Origin of the sequence: Pelomonas sp. SE-A7, from assembly GCF_030345705.1 — a bacterium.
Lineage (GTDB): Bacteria > Pseudomonadota > Gammaproteobacteria > Burkholderiales > Burkholderiaceae_C > JAUASW01.
This window is the reverse complement of record NZ_JAUASW010000003.1, coordinates 1-18,546: the sequence shown is the minus strand read 5'-3', so window position 1 is coordinate 18,546 and position 18,546 is coordinate 1. Positions and strand designations below refer to the sequence as shown.

Sequence of the window (18,546 nt, the reverse complement as noted above, 5' to 3'; positions counted from 1 at the left end):
AAGGGCTCAGCCGCCCAGCACCGCCGGCCGCGCCGGACGCGGCTGCGGTGCCATGGCCGGCACCTGCGGGTTGTCGTTCAGGCGCAGGAACTTGAAGCCGGCGAACTGCACCTTGTTCTGGCCGGCATTGCGTGCATCGCGCTCGGCCATGCGGGCCACGAAGCCCTGCAGCGTCTCTTCGCGCACCTGCGGCTCGGCCGAGTGCAGGAGGTGGCGCTGGCCATCGGCGCCTATGACGATCAGGCCCACGTGCGAGGCCCAGTAGCCGCCGTCGCGGCCCGAGATCACGTTGACGAAGTCGCCCTCCTGCAGCTGCGACTCGACGGCCGCCACGTTTTGCTTGGGCACGAAGACATCGTCGAACTGCTGGACCGGGATCTCGCGCGTGATCTTGAACTGCTTCTGCAGGAAGGCCTTGCGGTCTATGCGCTGGCGGTAGGCCTGGGTCTGGGCGCCGAGCTCGCCGGTGATGTCCTTGACCAGCCAGCTGTTGGCCGGGTTCCAGTCGGCCTCGGTGTAGTGGTTGCGCGTGGCGACCCCGATCACGCCGTCGCGGTAGCGGATGCGCTGCAGCATCCAGAAGAACTCCTCCCACGAGGCGCTCAGCGCCATCGCGTAGACATGCTCGGCGAACACCACGCAGTCGCTCTTGGCGAGGTTGAACAGAGGCTGGGCGTCGTAGCTCTCGTAGGGGAACTCGCCGAGCAGGTAGAGCTCGTAGGGCTGGCCTATGTTCTTGCGGGCGAGGGCCGCGACGCGGTGGCGGAAGTCGGGCTGCTCCAGCTGTTGCCAGGCCAGGTAACGGCCCAGCTCGGCCGGCTGCATCTGGTACAGCGGTTTGTTCAGCAGGTCGGTCAGCTGCTCGACCGGCAGGGCGACACGGCGTGCGGCCTCGAGCTGGGCCGTGGTCGGCTGCACACGCGGGGCGACCGGCGGCACCGGCTGGTGGGCGCAGGCGGCCAGCAAGGCGGCCGTCGCGAGCACGGAGAGGGTCTTGAATCGCATCCGGACAGTGTGGTTCATGCGGGCCCGGCCGACCATGAGAACTCGTGGACCGGCCATAACGTCTTCAGAGCCGCGCCGGCTCCCAGCGGCCGGCGATGTTCTTCAGCAGCAGGTTGACCGCGGCCAGCTGGCGGTTGCGCGAGCTGAGCAGGGTCTGCTCGCTGTTCAGCGCGGCGGTCTGGGCGGTCACCACGTTGAGGAAGCTGACCGTGCCGGCACGGTATTGCTCGGTGACGATCTCCAGGTTGCGCTGGGCCGCCAGCAGCGCCTGCTGCTGCAGGGCGGTCTGCTGCTGCAGATGGTCGGCCAGCACCAGGTTGTCCTCGACCTCCTGCAGGGCGGTCAGCACCAGCTGGCGATAGTTGGCCGACTGGATCTCGGCCGTGTTGCGGGCCTGCGTGGCTGCAAGCTTGCGCTGGCCACCGTCAAAGAGTGAAGCCGCGAGCGAAGGGCCCAGCGACCAGAACAGATTGGGCGCGCTGACCAGATTGGACAGCGTGGAGCTGCGGTAGCCGGCACCGGCCGACAGCGTCAGCGAGGGGAAGAAGGCCGCATCGGCCACGCCGATCTGGGCATAGGCCGCGGCCACGCGCGACTGGGCTGCGGCAATGTCGGGCCGGCGCTGCAAGAGCGTTGAGGGCAGCAGCTCGGGCACCGCCGGTACGGTCGGCAACTGGGCGCTGCGCGCCAGGTTCAGCGCCGCTGGTGGCTGGCCCAGCAGCACGGCGATGGCGTGCTCCAGCTGGGCACGCTGCGTGGCGGATTCCAGCGCCTGCGACTGCGCATTGCGCAGCTGGGTCTCGGCCTGCAGCACGTCGCTGCGCGAGGCCACGCCGCCGGCATAGCGGGTCTGGGTCAGCTCCAGCGAGCGCTGGTAGGCCGCCACGCTGCGCTCCAGCAGGGCCTGCTGCGCCTCGGCCGTGCGCAGCGAGAAATAGCTCTGGGTCAGCAGGCTCTGGGCCGACAGCCGCGCTGCCGCCAGGTCGTTCGTGCTGGCCTGGTAGCCCGACTGGGCGCCGCTGGTGGCCTGGCTGAGCCGGCCCCAGAGGTCGACCTCCCAGCTGGCGTTCAACGACAGCGAGGCGCTGTTGGAAGGGCTGGTGTTGCTGCCGGCGCTGTCGCTGCGCGTGCCGGAAAGTCCGGCGGACAGCGTCGGGAAGATCACCGTGCGGCTGGCTTCCAGCGAGGCTCGGGCGCTGGCCACCTGGGCGGCCGAGGCCTTGAGGTTCTCGTTGCCAATCAGCAGACGCTTTTGCAGCTCGTCGAGCTGCGGATCCTGGAACAGGGTCCACCAGGCATCGGGCGCGGCCTGGGTGGCGGCGGCGCGCTGCCATTGGCCGCCTTCCTTGAACTGGGCCGGGGCCTGGACCGCTTGAGGCGGTTCGACGCGGGTGACAGCGCAGCCGGCCAGCAGCAGCGCCGTCGCCAGTGGGGTCAGGTGTCGGATCAGGGTGGAGCGCATGGTTCAGACGTTGGGTTGGGGTTCCGCCTGGGGGGCGGCAACCAGGTTCTTGGTCTTGCGGCGGCCGCGCCAGCGCAGCTTGTCCATCAGCACATAGACCACCGGCGTGGTGTAGAGCGTCAGCAGCTGGCTCAGGAGCAGGCCGCCGACGATGGCTATGCCCAGCGGCTGGCGCAGCTCGGCGCCGTCGCCCGTGCCCAGGGCCAGCGGCACGGCGCCGAAGATGGCGGCGAAGGTCGTCATCAGGATGGGGCGCACCCGCAAGCGCGCGGCGCGGAAGATGGCCGGGGCCGCGCCGATGCTGCTGTCGCGCTGCCTCGTGATCGCGAAGTCGATCATCATGATCGCGTTCTTCTTGACGATGCCGATCAGCAGGATCACCGCGATGAAGGCAATGATGGAGAACTCGGTGTTGAACAGCATCAGGGCCAGCAGGGCGCCCACGCCGGCCGAGGGCAGGGTGGAGAGGATGGTGACCGGATGCACCAGGCTCTCGTACAGCATGCCCAGTACCAGGTAGATGGTGACGATGGCCGCCAGGATCAGCATGGGCTGCGAGGACAGCGACTGCTGGAAGGCATTGGCCGTGCCCTGGAAGCTGCCGCGCACCGAGACCGGCACGCCCAGCTCGGCCATGGCGTTGTTGACCGCCAGCGTGGCGTCCGACAGCGAGGCGCCCTCGGGCAGGTTGAAGCTGATGGTGGAGGCCGGGCCGCCGCCCTGGTGGTTGACCGACAGCGGCGTGTTGGTCGTTTCCACCCGGGCGAAGCTGGACAGCGGCACCTGCGTGCCGTTGCGGCTGCTCACATAGAGCCGGGCCAGGGTCTCCGGGCCCTGCAGGTATTCGGGCGCCAGCTCCATCACCACGCGGTACTGGTTCAGCGGGTTGTAGATCACGCCGACCTGGCGCTGGCCGAAGGCATTGTTCAGCGTCAGGTCCAGCATGCTGACCGTGACGCCCAGGCGCGCGGCCGCATCGCGGTCGATGATGATCGAGGTCTGCAGGCCCTTGTCCTGCTGGTCGGTGTTGACGTCCACCAGCTCGGGCAGCTTGGACAGCGCATTGCGCACCCGCGGTTCCCAGGTGCGCAGCGTCTCCAGCTCGTCGGCCATCAGCGTGAATTGGTACTGGGCATTGGCCTGGCGGCCGCCTATGCGGATGTCCTGCACCGGGCTGAGGAACAGGTTGGCGCCCGGCTCGCGCGAGAGCTTGCCGCGCAGCCGGTTGACCACGGCATCGGCCGAGACGCCGCGCTCGGCCAGCGGCTTCAGCGCCAGGTAGAAGTTGGCCGAGTTGCGCTGGCCGCCGCCGGTGAAGCCGTTGACGTTCTCGACCGCCGGGTCTTCCATGATGATGGCCATGAAGCGGTCCAGGCGCTGGCGCATGATCTGGAACGAGCTGCCCTGGTCGGCCTGCACGCCGCCGGTGATGACGCCGGTGTCCTGCTGCGGGAAGAAGGTCTTGGGGATGACGCCGTACAGGTAGACGTTCAGCGCGATCACGCCTATCAGCGAAAGCAGGGCCACGGGCTGGTGGCGCAGGGTCCAGAGCAGCGAACGGTGGTAGCCGCGCAGCAAGGCCTTGTTGATTCGCTTGGCAATGCGTGCGAGCCGGCCCAGCTGGCGCTTCACGGTGTGGGGCTTGAGCAGCTGGGCCGCCATCATCGGCGTGGTGGTCAGCGAGACCAGCATGGACACCAGGATGGACGAGGACAGCACGACCGCGAACTCGCGGAACAGTCGGCCGACCACGCCGCCCATCATCAGGATGGGAATGAAGACCGCGATCAGCGACAGGCTGATCGAGACCACGGTGAAGCCGATTTCGCGCGCACCCCGCAGCGCCGCCTCGCGCGGCGCCATGCCCTGCTCGATGTAGCGGCTGATGTTCTCCAGCACCACGATGGCGTCGTCCACCACGAAGCCGGTGGCCACGGTCAGGGCCATGGCCGAGAGGTTGTCGAGGCTGTAGCCGCACAAATACATCACGCCGAAGGTGCCGCACAGCGACACCGGCACGGCCACGGCCGGCAAGAGCGTGGCGCGCCAGTTGCGCAGGAACAGCAGCACCACCAGCACCACCAGGCCGACCGAGATCGCCATCGCCCGTTCGACCTCGCGCAGCGAGGCACGTATGGTCGGCGTGCGGTCTGACACGACCTTCACGTCTATGGCCTGCGGTATCGAGGCCTGCAGTTGCGGCAGCACCTCGCGGATGCGCTCCACCGTCTCGATGATGTTGGCGTTGGGCTCCTTCTGTACGAACAGCAGGATGGCCGGCTTGCCGTTGGCGGCGCCGTAGTTGCGGATGTCCTGCACCGAGTCCGTGACCTCGGCCACGTCACGCAGCCGCACCGCTCCGCCGTTGCGGTAGCTCAGCACCAGCGGCGCATAGTCGGCCGCGGTGCGTGCCTGGTCGTTGGCGCCTATCTGCCAGTAGCGACCGTCTTCCTCCACTGCGCCCTTGGGCCGATTGGCATTGGCGGCGGTGATGGCCTGGCGCACGCTGTCCAGCGCGATGCCGTTGCCGGCCAGCTTGTCGGGGTTCAGCTCCACGCGCACCGCCGGCAGCGCGCCGCCGCCCACGTTGACCTGGCCCACGCCCTTGATCTGCGAAAGCCGCTGCGCCAGCACGGTGGACGCGGCGTCGTACATCTGCCCCCGCGTCAGCGTCTGCGAGGTCATGGAGATGATCATGATGGGCGCCGCCGACGGATTCACCTTGCGGTAGGTCGGGTTGCTCGGCATGCCAGTGGGCAGCAGGGTGCGGGCCGCATTGATCTTGGCCTGCACGTCGCGGGCCGCGCCGTCTATGTCGCGGCTGAGGTCGAACTGCAGCGTGATATTGCTGTTGCCCAGCGAGGAGCGCGAAGTGATCTCGTTGACGCCGGCGATGGTGCCCAGCGCGCGCTCCAGCGGCGTGGCCACGGTGGCCGCCATGGTGTCGGGGCTGGCACCGGGCAGCGAGGCGCTGACCGAGATGGTCGGGAAATCGACCTGGGGCAGCGGCGCTATCGGCAGCAGCTGGAAGGCCAGCACGCCGGCCAGGGCCACGCCGATCGTGATCAGGCTGGTCGCGACCGGCCTTGCGATGAAAGGCGCACTGATGTTCATGCCGCCTCGGCCGTACGCCAGGCCTGGAAGCGCTGCGCCAGCGACGCAAAGCCCAGGTAGATCACCGGCGTGGTGAACAGGGTCAGCAGCTGGCTGACGATCAGGCCGCCGACCATGGTCACGCCCAGCGGATGGCGCATCTCATGGCCCACGCCATTGCCCAGCATCAGCGGCAGGGCGCCCAGCAGGGCGGCCAGCGTGGTCATCAGGATGGGACGGAAGCGCAGCAAACAGGCCTTGTGGATCGCCTCGCGAGGCGCCATGCCGCCATCGCGTTCGGCCTCCAGCGCGAAGTCGATCATCATGATGGCGTTCTTCTTGACGATGCCGATCAAGAGCACGATGCCGATGATGCCCACGATGCCCAGGTCCAGCCGGGCCGCCAGCAGGGCCAGCAGGGCACCGACGCCGGCCGAGGGCAGGGTCGAGAGAATCGTGACCGGGTGGATGTAGCTCTCGTAGAGCACGCCCAGCACGATGTACATGGTGACCACGGCCGCCAGGATCAGCATCAAGGTGCTGGACAGCGAGGAGCGGAAGGCCTCGGCCGCGCCCTGGAAGCTTGTCTCCACGCTCAGCGGCAATTCCAGCTTGGCCTGCTCGGCCTTGATCGCATCGACCGCGTCGCCAAGGGCTGCTCCCGGCGCCAGGTTGAAGGACACGGTGGCCGAGGGGAACTGGGCCACATGGTTGATGGCCAGGGCCGCCGGCCGCTCGACCACGCGGGCCACCGAGCTGATCGGCACCTGGGCCGAGACCGTGCCGCCGGTGGGCGAGCTGGTCGAGCCGGCCACGTAAAGGCCTTCCAGAGCGCGCGGGCCGCGGCGGAATTCCGGCGCTGCCTCCAGCACCACGCGGTACTGGCTGCTCTGGGTGTAGATGGTCGAGATCAGGCGCTGGCCGAAGGCGTTGTACAGCGCCGTGTCTATGGCGGCCACGCTGACGCCCAGGCGGCCGGCCGACTCGCGGTCGATCTCGACGAAGGCCTGCAGGCCCTGGTCCTGCAGGTCGGTCGCCACGTCGGCCAGCTGCGGCAGCTGCTTCAGCCGCTCCACCATCTGCGTGGTGGCGCGGTTCAGGTCGCCCATGTCGGGCGAGCTGAGCAGGAACTGGTACTGGGTCTTGGAGACCCGGTCCTCGATGGTCAGGTCCTGCACCGGCTGCATGTAGGCCGTGATGCCGGGAATGCGCGAGGTGGCCTGCGAGAGCCGCTGGATGATCTCGGTGGCCGAGGCCTTGCGCTCCGCGTGGGGCTTGAGCGTCAGCTGCATGCGGCCGGTGTTCAAGGTCGCGTTCTGGCCGTCCACGCCAATGAAGGAGGCCAGATGGTCCACGTCCGGGTCCTGCAGGATCACCTCGGCCAGCTTCTGCTGGCGCAGGCTCATGGCCTCGAACGAGCTGTCCTGCGTGGCCTCGGTGATCACCTGGACCAGGCCGGTGTCTTGCACCGGGAAGAAGCCCTTGGGCACGGCCATGTAGAGGATGCCGGTCAGGGCCACGGTGGCAACGAAGGTCAGGAGCGTGGCCACCGGCCGGTCCAGCACCCAGTTCAGGGCGCGACCGTAGGCGGCGATCAGGTCCTCGAAGGCCTGGCCGAACCAGGCGCCGAAGCGGCTGTGCTTGTGCTCGCGCTCGGGGCGCAGCAGGCGCGCGCTCATCATCGGCGTCAGCGTCAAGGAGACGAAGGCCGAGATCAGGATGGACACGGCCATGGTGATGGCGAACTCGTGGAACAGCCGGCCCACCACGTCGCCCATGAACAGCAGCGGGATCAGCACGGCGATCAACGAGACGGTCAGCGAGATGATGGTGAAGCCGATCTGCTGGCTGCCCTTGAGCGCGGCTTGCATGACGATGTTCTGGCGTCGGCCGGGCGCATCCGCGCCCTTGACTTGGCCAGGGGCCAAGTCAGCCTGTGCCGAAACATCGCGCTCCATCTCTTCGAGATTGCGCGCGATGTTTTCGATCATCACGATGGCATCGTCCACGACGAAGCCGGTCGAGATGGTCAGGGCCATCAGGGTCAGGTTATTGATCGAGAAGCCGGCCAGGTACATCACGCCGAAGGTGCCGACCAGGGACAGCGGCACGGCCACGCTGGGGATCAGCGTGGCGCTGCCGCTGCGCAGGAAGACGAAGATCACGGCTACCACCAGGGCGATGGCCAGCAGCAGCTCGATCTGCGTGTCCTCGACCGAGGCGCGTATCGTGGTCGTGCGGTCGGCGATCACTTGCACGTCGATCGAGGCCGGCAGCGTGGCCTGCAGCTTGGGCAGCAGGGCGCGCACCCGGTCCACGGTCTGGATCACGTTGGCGCCGGGCTGGCGCTGCACGTTCAGGATCACGCCCGGCGTGGTGTCGGCCCAGGCGGCCAGGCGCAGGTTCTCGGCGTCGTCGACTATCTTGGCCACGTCGCGCAGCCGCAAGGGATTGCCGTTGCGCCAGGCAATGATCAGGTTCTGGTATTCGGCGGCCGACTTCAGCTGGTCGTTGGCGTCGATGGTGGAGGCGCGCTGCGAGCCGTCGAAGCTGCCCTTGGCCTGGTTGACGTTGGAAGCGGCGATGGCGCTGCGCACATCGTCCAGCGACAGGCCCAGCCCGGCCAGCGTGCCGGGGTTGGCCTGGATGCGCACGGCAGGCCGGCGGCCGCCGGCGATGCTGACCAGGCCCACGCCATCGACCTGGCTGAGCTTGGGCGCCAGCCGGTTCTCGACCAGGTCATGGACCTTGATCACCGGCAGCGAAGGCGAGGTCACGGCCAGGGTCAGCACCGGCGCATCGGCCGGATTGACCTTGCTGTAGACCGGGGGCATGGGCAGGTCGTTGGGCAGCAGGTTGCTGCCGGCGTTGATGGCGGCCTGCACTTCCTGCTCGGCCACGTCGAGCTGCAGGCCGAGCGAGAAGCGCAAGGTGATCACCGAGGCACCGCCGGAGCTGGTGCTGGTCATCTGGTTCAGCCCGGGCATCTGGCCGAACTGGCGCTCCAGCGGCGCGGTGACCGTGGTCGAGATGACGTCGGGGCTGGCGCCAGGGTAGAGCGTCGTGACCTGGATGGTCGGGTAGTCGACCTCGGGCAGGGCCGACAGCGGCAGCAGCCGGTAGGCCAGCAGGCCGGCCAGCAGGATGGCCAGCATCAAGAGCGAGGTCGCGACCGGCCGCTCGATGAAAGGACGTGAGGGGTTCATCGCCGTCCCGCTGTTCAGTTGCCGCCGCCTTCACGGGCCGCCCGTTCGGCGCGGCGCTTCTCGATGAATGCCTTGCGCTCCTCGGGGCTCATCTTCATGAACTTCTCCTGCATCTCGGGCGGCAGGCGGTCGAGCCAGCGCGGGCGTTCCTCGGCGCCGGCCTGGGCCGCGGCCGGGGCCGGGGCCGGGGCCGAAGCGGCGCCTTGCGGCTTGCCACCACGGCTGGCGGCGCGCTCGGGAGCCGGGGCTGCGGCAGGCGCCGCACCCGAGGCCGGCGCGCTGGCGCCGCCGGGGCCACCTCGTCCGCCACGACGTCCGCCCCCGCCGGTGGCACCGACGCGCTGGCGCGGGTCGGCCGCGATCACCACGACCTTGGCGCCGTCACGCAGACGGTCCACGCCGTCGATCACCACCTTCTCGCCCGGTTCCAGATTGCCTTCGACCACCATGGCATCGCCATCGACGACGCCCGGCTTGACCACGCGCACGCCCACCGTGCTGTCGGCCGCGACCACGTAGACATAGAAGCCCTGGGTGCCGCGCAGCACGGCGGCTGGCGGCACGACCAGTGCGTCCTTCACCGTGTCCAGCTGCAGGCGCACGCTGACCGCCTGGTTGGGATAGAGCATCTCGTCCTTGTTGGCGAACAAGGCCTTGAGCTTGATGGTGTCGGTCGTCAGGTCGATGGCGTTGTCGGCCGTGGCGACCTTGCCGGTGGCCAGGAACTTGCCGCCGTTGCGGTCCAGTGCGTCGACCTGCATGGGCTCGTTGGCACGCAGCCGGCTGCTGATCTGCGGCAGATTGGCCGAGGGCACGGCGAACACCAGGGCAATCGGCTGGGTCTGGGTGATGGAGACGATGCCGGCGCTGTCGCCCGGCGAAACGATGTTGCCTACGTCGGCCAGCTTCAAGCCGGCACGGCCGGGGATGGGCGCGATGACCTTGGTGTACGAGAGCTGCAGCTTGGCGTTGTCCACCGCGGCCTGGTCGGCCTTGAGCGTGCCCTCGAGCTGTCGCACCAGGGCTTCCTGGGTATCGACCTGCTGCTTGGCGATGGCGTCCTTGGACAGCAGATCGCGATACCGGGCGAGGTCGATGCGGGCGTTGTCCAGCGAGGCCTTGTCGCGGGCCAGCGTGCCTTCGACCTGGCCCAGCGTGGCCTGGAAGCTGCGCGGGTCGATCTGGGCCAGTTGCTGGCCGGCCTTGACCTGCTGGCCTTCCTTGTAGAGCAGGGCCTGGAGCTGGCCGCCGACCTGGGTGCGCACCGTGGTCGTGTTCGAAGCCGTCAGCGTGCCGACGGCCGAGACCATCACGCGCACGTCCTGGCGGCGCACCGGCGCCACCGAGACCGGCTGCTCGCGGTTGCCGCCGCCGAAGCGCCGTCCGCCGGGGCCACCCGGGCCCTGCTGTCCGCTGGCTGCACCCGAGGCCGCACTGGCCGCCACCCCCGGACCGCCGGCAGCGCCGGCCTGCGACGACTTCCACCACCAGCCGGCACCACCGGCTGCCAGGGCCAGCACGGCCAGGCCCCAATAGAGGGCACGGCCGGACAGGGCGTGGGGAAGGGGGCGAACGGAGCGGGGCTGGGCTTGAGGCATGGGGCTTCTTGTTCAGGGAGGCGCAGCGAGGCGCGGCGCGCACGACTCTACCTGCGGGCCTTTCGATCGGCGATTGCCTTGATGAAAAGAAGCGCAAAGCCGGTGCGCAGTGCGACCGGCGGGATCAGCTCAGGATTCGGCCAGCAGCTGTTCGACCAGGGCGTGCAGCGCGTTGAAGTCGGGTTCGCCCACGTACTTCTTGACGATCTCGCCGCGCTTGTTGACCAGGAAGGTGGTCGGCGTCAGCTGCACCTTGCCGAAGGACTGGGCCACGACGCCGGTGCTGTCTATGGCCACGCTGAAGGGCAGCTGGCGGCTCTCGGCAAAGCTGGCCACATAGGCCGGCGGGTCGTAGCTCATGGCCACGGCCACGGTGTCGAAGCCGCGGCCCTTGAACTTCTGGTGGGTGGCGATGATCTGCGGCATCTCATGCACGCAGGTCGTGCAGCTGGTGGCCCAGAAGTTCACCAGCATGACCTTGCCGCCCCACTGGGCCGAGTTGAGCCTGCTGCCATCCACCAGCACATAGTCCACCTGGGGGGCGCGCTGCTTTTGCACCAGGCTGCGATAGGCCAGCGCGCCGGCAATCACCAAGGCGACGACGATCAGCAGGGGGGCGAGCAGGCGCGGCAGCTTCATGGGCCGCGATTCTAGGGGCCCGACTTTCAGAGCGCTTTCGAGAACTCGAACAGCAGCACCGAGGGCAGGGCATCGGCCAGATGCTTGCGGGCGATGCGGGCGACGCCGTCGGTGGTGGCGGTGGAGAGCTGGGTGATGTGCTCTTCGTCCAGCACCTCGATGAAGCTGAACTGCGGCACTTCCTGGGCGATGCCGGCGCGCAGCTCGTCCAGCGTCTCGCCACGGGCGGCGGACTCGAACACGATGCCGTGCGGCAGGCCGTCCTGGCAGAACTGCATGGCCTCCTCGACCGTGCCGACCACGTCGATGATCAGGCCCATGTGGCGCACCGCGTCCTGCAGCTGGGTGCGCAGTTCGCGCCGCGGCGTGACCACCAGCAGGTGGCTGCCTGCCAAGGGCTTGGAATTGGACGAGGGATGGAAGTCGCGCGGCGCTGCGGGTGCGGGCGGCGCCTCGGCTTCGGGCAGTCCGGGTTCATCGCCGGCCGTGTGCGGGAATTCCAGCGTCAGCACGGTGATGCCGGCTTCGTCCTCGCGCAAGGGCAGCACGCCCATGGTCAGCGCGGTCTGCTCGACCAGGCGCCAGGCCAGCGAATCCAGCCGGTTCGACGCGTCGGCGCCGCCCCGGCTGTCGGCAATCATCTCCAGCGAGCGGTGGGCGAAGCGGCAGCTCAGCCTGGCCTTGGCCGGCCAGGAGCTGAGCTCCAGGCGCAGGTCGATGGATGAATGGGTGCAGGCCAGGGCCCAGTCCATCAGCGCATTGAGCAGCGAGAACAGCAGGGCGCCATCGGCCAGGATCTCGACCGGCTTGAGCACCTGGCGCACCTGGATGCCGCGGGCTTGCGTCTCGCGGCTGCGGTGGGCCAGCACGCCGCGCAGCATCTGGGTGAGGTGCAGGCGCTCGCGGCTGAGCCGCAGACGGCCCGAGGCCAGGCGGGCCAGTTGCTGGCCGACCATGCCCGACTCGCGCGCCTGGGCCACGCTTTCGCGCAGGGCGCGCAGGCTCTGGCGGTCGATCTGGCCGGTGCTGATCAGGTTGTGGATGCGTTCCAGCGCATTGCTCAGCGGGCCGGCCACCTCGGCGCCCAGCTGCTGGACTATGTCCACCCACTGGGCATGGCTCGGCCCTTGCAGCACGTCATTGGCGGCTGCCGGCGGCGCGGGCGTGGCGGTGGGCGGCGGGTGGTTCATCGGAGGCTTGTAGGCCTGGGGGGCAATCATTTGTAACAAGACCAAGTCGGGCGCATGGTCTCGTTCGCCCTGCCCAGCGTCCATCCCCCGTCCCCGGGGGAACTTCACAGTGCGCACCGGCATGGCCGCCGGGCTGCGCATTTGTTCACGTTTTGAAGGCGATGGTCATCAGGATGGCCAACAGTTCGTCCGGGGCGCTGACCATGGCGTCATGCCCGGTGGCGATCTCGTAGACCTGCCAGCCCGGCTGTTCGCGGGCCCGTTCGCGGGCGATAGCGATGGTCGGCAGGGCCGGGGCTGTGCAGTCAATGAAGTAGCGCGAGATGCCGGCCCAGCGTTCGGCATCGAAGTGCAGCGGGTCGTCATAGACGCCGCCGGGATGAGGGGTCTGGCGTCGCTCGACCCAGGCTGCATCGGCACCGGTCAATCCCAGGACGCTGGGCGGCGCCGCCGGGATGAAGCCGTGTTGGGCGATGGCCGTCCGCCGCTGCGCCTGGGTTTCAGGTGCATGGCGGCTGGACCAGGCCTCGCCGCTGAGCGGTATCACGGCATCTAGATAGATCAGGGCTGCCAGCTTGTCGGCCAGCCGGTCTGCCACGCCGGTGATCACCATGCCGGCATAGCTGTGGCCGACCAGGATGACGTCCTGCAGCTCCTCGGCCTCGATCACGGCCTGCACGTCCTGGATGTGGGTGGCCAGGCGTATGTCCGGGCTCAGCTGATGGGCCCGCTCGCCGACGCCCGTGAGGCTGACGGTGAACACGCGGTGGCCGCCGGCCCACAGCGGTTCGAGCAGGCGCTGCCAGCACCAGGCGCCATGCCAGGCGCCGTGAACCAGGACGAAGTCGCTCATGCCACCGCCTTCTTCTGTTTGAGGGTTTCGATCTCGGCCTCGCTGAGGCCGAATTCGGCCAGCAGCTCGTCCGTGTGCTGGCCTAGCAGCGGCGGCGCATGCCGGTACTGCACCGGCGTGGCCGAGAGCTTGAGCGGGCTGGCGACAAGGCGCAGGCCGTCGCTGAGCGGATGTTCCATGGCCACGGTCATGCCGCGGGCCTGGGCCTGCGGATCGGCCAGGGCCTCGGCGATGTCGTTGATCGCGCCGCAGGGCACCTTGGCGGCTTCCAGCGCGGCCAGCCAGTCGGCGCGGGGTCGGGTCTTGACCACGGTCTCGATCTCGGGAACCAGCAGGGCGCGGTGCCGGACCCGGTCGGCATTGCGGGCGAAGCGCGGGTCCTGCGCCCAGTCGCGGCCGGCGATCTCGCAGAACTTGGCGAACTGGCCGTCGTTGCCGACCGCCAGGATCAGGTAGCCATCGGCCGCCTCGAACACCTGGTAGGGCACGATGTTCTGGTGGGCATTGCCCATGCGGCCCGGCGGCTGGCCGGTGCAGAGGTAGTTGCTGCCCAGGTTGGCCAGCATGGCCAGTTGGGTGTCGAGCAGGGCCATGTCTATGACCTGGCCCTGGCCGGTGAGGTCGCGGTGGCGCAGGGCGGCCAGGATGGCGATGGTGGAATAGAGGCCGGTGAACAGGTCGGCCACGGCCACGCCCACCTTCTGCGGGCCGCCGCCGGGGCGGTCGTCCCGCTCGCCGGTCACGCTCATCAGGCCGCCCATGCCCTGGATCGCATAGTCGTAGCCGGCCCGGTCCTTGTAGGGGCCGGTCTGGCCGAAGCCGGTGATGGAACAGACGACCAGGCCCGGGTTCTCGCGCTGCAGGGTCTCGGCATCGAGGCCGTAGCGGGCCAGGTCGCCGACCTTGAAGTTCTCGACCAGCACGTCGACCTGGGCCGCCAGCTTGCGTATCAAGGCCTGACCCTCGGGGCTGGCGATGTCGATGGCGATGGAGCGCTTGTTGCGGTTGGCGCCCAGGTAGTAGGCGGCCTCGCTGGTGTCGGCGCCTGCCTCGTCCTTCAGATAGGGCGGGCCCCAGCTGCGGGTGTCGTCGCCGGAGCCGGGCCGCTCGACCTTGATCACGTCGGCGCCGAGGTCGGCCAGGGTCTGGGTGCACCAGGGGCCGGCGAGCACGCGCGAGAGGTCCAGGACGCGGACCCCGGCCAAGGCCTGGGGCGGGAGGGAGGGGGTAGCGGTCATGGCGAGGCATTGTGCGGTAGCGGCCCTGGATAATCCTTCCATGCCGATCAAGCCCTTCTTGCCTTTTCCGCTGCTGCTTGCCGCGCTCGCGGCTTGCACGCCCAGCCTCAACTGGCGCGAGGTGCGGCCCGAGGGCACGACGGATCTGGTTCTGATGTTCCCCTGCAAGCCGGAGCAGGAGACCCGGCCGCTGGTGGCGCCCGATGCGCCGGCAACCGCCCGCATGGGTCTGGCGCGTTGCGAAACGGCCGGCCTGGGTTTCAGCCTGTCCTGGGCCGACGTGCCGGACCCGAGCCAGCTCGGCCCTTCGCTGCAGCAGATGCGCGCGGCTGTGGTCGATGGGCTCAAGCTGCCGGCAGGCGAACCGCAAGCACTGCAATTGGCCGGCATGATGCCCAGCCCGCATGCCCTCACCCAGGCTCTGGGGGCACCGGATGGCAAGGGTCCGCAGGCCCGCCTGGCGGTGTTCGCCCGCGGACTGCGCGTCTACCAGCTGATGATGCTGGGCCCGCGTGCGGATGCCGCCGCCTGGGAGGGCTTCCTGGGCTCGCTGCGCCTGGGCGAGACGGCACTGCCTGGATAATCCCGCCCATGGCTCACCTGCTCCTGATCGCCCACGCGCCCCTGGCTTCGGCCCTGAAGGCCGTGGCCCAGCACACCTTCCCCAGCTGCACCGCGCAGCTCAGCGTGCTGGACGTGGCGCCGGAGATGTCGGCCGACGAAGTGGAGAGCCAAGCGCGGGCCTTGCTGGCTTCGGCAGGCGCCGACGAGGTGCTGGTGCTGACCGACGTCTTCGGCGCGACGCCCAGCAATGCCGCCCAGCGCCTGCTCGGCGAGCAGGTGCGCATGGTCAGCGGCGTCAACGTGCCCATGCTGTGGCGCACGCTCTGCTATTCCTCCGAACCGCTGGATGCCCTGGCCCAGCGCGCCATCGAAGGCGGTGGACGCGGCATTGCGCCGGTGACCTCGCCCGACAAATCCTGACTTCATCCCCTGAACCGCCGGATCGTTCCCAGATGCTCAAGTCGACCCTCACCATCAGCAACAAGCTGGGCCTGCATGCCCGCGCCTCCGCCAAGCTGACCAAGCTGGCCAGCAGTTTTCAGTGTGAAGTCTTCATGAGCCGCAACAGCCGGCGGGTCAATGCCAAGAGCATCATGGGCGTGATGATGCTGGCCGCCGGTCTGGGCAGCCAGGTCGAGCTGGAGACCGAGGGCCCGGACGAGCAGGCCGCGCAGGACGCGATCACCGCCCTGGTGAACGACAAGTTCGGCGAAGGCCAGTAAGGCGCCGGGTCACTCGCCCAGGAAGTGGCGGCGATAGCGCGCCGGCAGGTCCGGGATGCGCATCAGCAGCGGCAGGTCGGCGGTGTTGAAGTCCGGATCCCAGGCCGGCGCGCCCAGCACGCGGGCGCCGCAGCGCAGATAGCCCTTGATCAGCGGCGGCGGATCGGCATCCAGGTTCTGGTCCAGTTCGGCCACCGGCAGCGCGAGCTTGGGTTGCACCTGCCATTCAGGCGCGGCCAGATGGCTTTGCTCCAGGCGCTTCCAGAGGCTGGCGGCGTAATGGCCGCCGTCGCGCATGGAGACGCTGGCGCAGCCGATCATGGTGTCGAGCTGGTTGCGCTGCATGAACTCACCGAGCGCGGCCCACAGGCTCATGATGGCGCCGCCGGAGCGATGGTCGGCATGCACACAGGAGCGGCCGAGTTCCACCATGCGTGAGCGCAGCGAGGCCAGCGGGCTCAGGTCGAATTCGGTTTCGCTGTAGAGACCGCCTGCCCGGCGAGCGGCGTCCGGTGTGAGCACGCGGTAGGTGCCTATCACCTCACCGGGGCGGCCGTCGACCTCGACCGTGCGCACCAACAGGTGTTCGCAGAATTCATCGAAGCGGTCGACGTCCAGACCCGTCGGCGTGCCGGCGGGGGGCGTCAGGCGCGCACCCATCTCGCCGACGAAGACTTGGTATCGCAGTGATTGCGCCTCGATCAGATCGTCTTGCGTGCGGGCCCAGGCCACATGGAGCCTAGGCGTCGCAACAGTTTGCGGCAACGCTGCTGGAAGAGACCTCCGGTCCGCGCTGTTCAGCTCGGCAAAGGGTAGGGTGGGCAGGGGCAGGTCTCGCATGGCGTCTCTCGTTGGCTGAGATAGCGAGATGCTCGGCGTCGGGCGTGACCTCGTCGTGACCGCTGCGTGACCGCCAGATGACGCAGGGCGCTGCTACATTCGGCCCATGAGTTTTCAGGTCTTCGGCATTCCGGTTTCTCGCGGCGTGGCCATCGGACGGGCCGTGCTCGTCGCGTCCAGCCGGCTCGACGTGGCGCATTACTTCATCGACGCAGCCGATATCGAGGCCGAGATTGCCCGCTGTCTGCGAGCCCGCGACGAAGTGGCCCGCGAGCTGTCGACGCTGAAGCAGGACCTGCCCGAGGATGCTCCGCACGAGTTGGCCGCGCTGCTGGACGTGCACCTGATGCTGCTGCACGACGAGGCCCTGACAGGCGCAACCCGGCAGTGGATCGTCGAGCGTCACTACAACGCCGAATGGGCGCTGTCGGCCCAACTCGAAGTGCTGGCTCGCCAGTTCGACGAGATGGAGGACGACTACCTGCGCGAGCGCAAGGCGGACCTGGAGCAGGTGGTCGAACGCATCCTGGATGCGCTGGCGGCCGAGTCGGGCGAGACACCTCGCGGCGCGGTCAGCGTGACCCAGCGAGATTTCGCCGGCGAAGACCCGCTGCTGCTGGTGGCGGCAGACATTGCACCGGCCGACATGCTGCAGTTCAAGCGCAGCGTGTTCCATGGCTTCATTACCGACATCGGCGGCAAGACCTCGCACACGGCCATCGTGGCGCGCAGCCTGGACATCCCTGCGGTCGTCGGTACGCGTGAGGCCAGCCGGCTGATCCGGCAGGACGACTGGGTCATCATCGATGGTGACTCGGGCCTGGTCATCGTCGATCCTTCACCCATCGTGCTGGAGGAGTACCGCTTCCGCCAGCGCCAGAGCGAACTTGAGCGAGCCAGGCTGGCCCGTTTGCGCCACACGCCAGCCGTGACCATGGATGGTGAGCGGATCGAGCTGCACGCCAATATCGAGCTGCCGGCCGACGCTGTGGCGGCGGTGGAGGCCGGGGCGACCGGCGTCGGACTGTTTCGCAGCGAATTCCTGTTCATGAACCGGGGCGGTGAGTTGCCTACCGAGGATGAGCAGTTCGAGGCCTACAAGGCTGCTGTCGAGGCCATGCGGGGCATGCCGGTCACCATCCGCACCGTGGATATCGGCGCCGACAAGCCGCTGGACCGCATGACGACCAACGAGCTGCGCCACGAGCATGTGCTCAATCCGGCCATGGGTCTGCGCGCCATCCGCTGGAGTCTGGCCGAGCCCAGCATGTTCCGCCAGCAGCTGCGGGCTATCTATAGGGCAAGCGCTTTCGGCAAGATTCGATTGCTGATTCCCATGGTGGCGCACCTGAACGAAGTCAAGCAGATCCTGGAGGCGTTGAAGCGCGTCCAGCAGCAGCTGAATGACGCGGGCCACGCCTACACCAAGGTGGAGCTGGGCGTGATGATCGAGATCCCCGCGGCGGCCGTGATGCTGCCCCTGCTGCTCAAACATGTGGACTTCGTCTCCATTGGCACCAACGACTTGATCCAGTACACGCTGGCAATCGACCGGGCCGACGAAGCGGTAGCGCATCTGTACGACCCGTGGCATCCGGCAGTGTTGCAACTGATCTCCACCTCGATTTCCCAGGCTCGCGCAGCGGGCAAGTCGGTCAGCGTCTGCGGCGAGATGGCCGGCGACCCAATGTTTACCGACCTGCTGCTGGCCATGGGCCTGCGCAGCTTCTCAATGCATCCAGCGCAGATCCCCTCCATCAAGCAGCGCGTGCTGCGCGCAGACAGTGGGCGCCTTGCACAGTTGTTGCCTGTCGTTCTTCAGAGCGAAGACCCGCAGCAGGCTGCGTCGCTGGCGTTCGCCAGCAGCCGCAGCGAGCCGGTCCGGCACTAGCCGTTGCGATACCCGCTGCAGAGATGTTCGCCCGGCTGAAATTTCCATGCTATAGTGGCGGACTTCGCTGATCACGGCGCTGCTTCGAAAGGGGCGGGGCGCAGTGGTTGGGGGAGATGGGGAGTGAGCAAGCGCGATGACAAAAATATTTTGCAAAGCGCTTGACGGATTCAAAAGAATTCAGTCATAATCTCGCTTCTTCGCTGATCACGAAATTGATTAAGCGAAGCGACTGAGGAGTCAGT

General features: G+C 68.3%; 14 protein-coding genes. 4 read left to right on the top strand and 10 right to left on the bottom strand.

Annotated features, from left to right (window positions below; all coding sequences use genetic code 11):
• Nucleotides 1-6: 6 nt before the first annotated feature.
• The 9 genes from QT382_RS18040 to QT382_RS18000 all read right to left on the bottom strand — a co-directional run bounded on the left by QT382_RS18040 (nt 7) and on the right by QT382_RS18000 (nt 14,284).
• Nucleotides 7-1,005: an N-acetylmuramoyl-L-alanine amidase-like domain-containing protein gene (locus tag QT382_RS18040; protein WP_289255508.1), complete on the bottom strand. Its 999-nt coding sequence runs from the start codon at nt 1,003-1,005 to the stop codon at nt 7-9.
• Nucleotides 1,006-1,069: 64 nt separating this feature from the next.
• Nucleotides 1,070-2,467, bottom strand: a complete 1,398-nt coding sequence (locus tag QT382_RS18035) for an efflux transporter outer membrane subunit (RefSeq protein ID WP_289255507.1) — start codon at nt 2,465-2,467, stop codon at nt 1,070-1,072.
• Between the two features lie 3 nt (nt 2,468-2,470).
• Nucleotides 2,471-5,581: a multidrug efflux RND transporter permease subunit gene (locus tag QT382_RS18030; RefSeq protein WP_289255506.1), complete on the bottom strand. Its 3,111-nt coding sequence runs from the start codon at nt 5,579-5,581 to the stop codon at nt 2,471-2,473.
• On the bottom strand, nt 5,578-8,766 hold the full coding sequence (locus tag QT382_RS18025; protein ID WP_289255505.1) for an efflux RND transporter permease subunit: 3,189 nt from the start codon (nt 8,764-8,766) through the stop codon (nt 5,578-5,580). Before QT382_RS18025 ends, QT382_RS18030 begins: the two co-directional genes overlap by 4 nt.
• A gap of 14 nt (nt 8,767-8,780) precedes the next feature.
• On the bottom strand, nt 8,781-10,364 hold the full coding sequence (locus QT382_RS18020; protein ID WP_289255504.1) for an MdtA/MuxA family multidrug efflux RND transporter periplasmic adaptor subunit: 1,584 nt from the start codon (nt 10,362-10,364) through the stop codon (nt 8,781-8,783).
• Between the two features lie 129 nt (nt 10,365-10,493).
• Nucleotides 10,494-11,003 carry a TlpA disulfide reductase family protein gene (locus tag QT382_RS18015; protein WP_289255503.1) on the bottom strand — a complete coding sequence of 170 codons (510 nt, stop codon included), beginning with the start codon at nt 11,001-11,003 and terminating at the stop codon, nt 10,494-10,496.
• A gap of 26 nt (nt 11,004-11,029) precedes the next feature.
• Nucleotides 11,030-12,193 (bottom strand): sensor histidine kinase family protein, encoded by a 1,164-nt coding sequence (locus QT382_RS18010; RefSeq protein ID WP_289255502.1) that lies wholly within the window; start codon nt 12,191-12,193, stop codon nt 11,030-11,032.
• A 145-nt stretch (nt 12,194-12,338) separates the two neighbouring features.
• Nucleotides 12,339-13,046, bottom strand: a complete 708-nt coding sequence (locus QT382_RS18005; RefSeq protein WP_289255501.1) for an alpha/beta fold hydrolase — start codon at nt 13,044-13,046, stop codon at nt 12,339-12,341.
• Nucleotides 13,043-14,284 (bottom strand): CaiB/BaiF CoA transferase family protein, encoded by a 1,242-nt coding sequence (locus tag QT382_RS18000; protein WP_289255500.1) that lies wholly within the window; start codon nt 14,282-14,284, stop codon nt 13,043-13,045. Before QT382_RS18000 ends, QT382_RS18005 begins: the two co-directional genes overlap by 4 nt.
• 40 nt (nt 14,285-14,324) lie before the next feature.
• Here QT382_RS18000 and QT382_RS17995 point away from each other — a divergent pair, with 40 nt between their 5' ends.
• Genes QT382_RS17995 through QT382_RS17985 form a run of 3 tightly spaced genes read left to right on the top strand, consistent with a single transcriptional unit; the run spans nt 14,325 to nt 15,570 of the window.
• Complete coding sequence (locus QT382_RS17995; protein ID WP_289255499.1) at nt 14,325-14,867, top strand: hypothetical protein; 543 nt, start codon at nt 14,325-14,327, stop codon at nt 14,865-14,867.
• 8 nt (nt 14,868-14,875) lie between these two features.
• Complete coding sequence (locus QT382_RS17990; RefSeq protein ID WP_289255498.1) at nt 14,876-15,268, top strand: PTS sugar transporter subunit IIA; 393 nt, start codon at nt 14,876-14,878, stop codon at nt 15,266-15,268.
• Nucleotides 15,269-15,300: 32 nt separating this feature from the next.
• Nucleotides 15,301-15,570 carry an HPr family phosphocarrier protein gene (locus QT382_RS17985; RefSeq protein WP_289255497.1) on the top strand — a complete coding sequence of 90 codons (270 nt, stop codon included), beginning with the start codon at nt 15,301-15,303 and terminating at the stop codon, nt 15,568-15,570.
• A gap of 9 nt (nt 15,571-15,579) precedes the next feature.
• On the opposite strand, the gene QT382_RS17980 is transcribed toward QT382_RS17985, so the two are convergent.
• Entirely contained in the window at nt 15,580-16,410 is an 831-nt protein-coding gene (locus QT382_RS17980; RefSeq protein ID WP_289255496.1) for a GNAT family N-acetyltransferase, read from the bottom strand.
• 106 nt (nt 16,411-16,516) lie between these two features.
• Here QT382_RS17980 and ptsP point away from each other — a divergent pair, with 106 nt between their 5' ends.
• On the top strand, nt 16,517-18,301 hold the full coding sequence (gene ptsP / locus QT382_RS17975; RefSeq protein WP_289255495.1) for a phosphoenolpyruvate--protein phosphotransferase: 1,785 nt from the start codon (nt 16,517-16,519) through the stop codon (nt 18,299-18,301).
• Nucleotides 18,302-18,546: the final 245 nt, after the last annotated feature.